1 pseudogene is annotated in these 1,055 nt (G+C 45.0%); it reads right to left on the bottom strand.

From position 1 onward, the window contains the following. A pseudogene (locus R7F07_RS25420) lies at window positions 1-1,055 on the bottom strand (hybrid sensor histidine kinase/response regulator); the annotation flags it as partial.

Raw genomic sequence — 1,055 nt, 5'->3', positions numbered from 1 at the left:
CGCTTCAAATTGAAGCTGAACTTGCGCTAATGGGTTGCGCATTTCATGGGCGATCGAGTTGGCCAACGCGCGGCTTTGACGAATCTTTCTATCAGACTCAATCGTATTTTGTACGCGGATCAACAATGTTTGTAGTGCTGAAATCTCTTCGTTAGAAAACAGTTTGTTATCGCTTTTGTGTGAAGAAATCAGCAAATGTGAAACCGACTTTTCGCGGCCAAATAGTGGCATAACAAGTGCCGTGTTACTCGATCTCATGCGTTCATAAAGAGCTTTGATTGAACCTTTTGAAGACGGTTTTTCGTCGAGCCTTTCAGAGAGTTCGTCGAGCACCAAAACCGAATCATTGCTGTGTAAATAATCTTCGTAGAAGGTTTCGGTGTAGTTACTGGTTACGAGTTGAAGCTTGTCATTGGGTATGTTGAGTAATGTGCTCAACTGATGCACGGCATCGTCGATTGAGCGCTTAAACTCTTCTTCTAACGCTAAGATCTGCTGTACTGGTGTTTGTCGATTGCCGTAGATAAAGAACGATGCGATTCGGCTAACGCGTTTGTAGACCAAGTGCCAGGTGATGCCAATCAAGGCGCAAATCGGAATTGAGATGAGCCATTGATTGTCTTCAGACATTGGAATAAATACCGCACCTAATGGCAGGACGAAAATGGTGCACACAAAAAGCACACTGATCGTCAGATAAGCAAGGTATTTGGCGCTGTAGAATCTCGATGTAAGCAGCGCGTAACCAACAAACAGCATTTCACTGATGGATAACGCTGGTGGCAGCCACGTTAGTGAGAAATCCCCAAGGAAGTAGGTCATGCCTAGGTGTATGACAGCCGTAGACAGCATGAATACTAAGATCCCTGCGATCATGTAATTGTTCTTCGCTATAGAGAGCTTACTGCTGTTTGCGCGCATGCTAATGAGGTTGGTGAGTGTCATAACGACAAAGGTCACCAATCCCATGAAGAAATATGAAGTGTGAGGGCCAAACTCAATCACAAATTGGCTAGGGCCATCAATCAGCACATTCTCAACGGTTAGGTTCGGGC

This window comes from Vibrio sp. YT-16 (assembly GCF_033337405.1).
Taxonomy (GTDB): Bacteria; Pseudomonadota; Gammaproteobacteria; order Enterobacterales; family Vibrionaceae; genus Vibrio; species Vibrio alginolyticus.
This window is presented reverse-complemented; position numbering and strand designations above follow the sequence as displayed.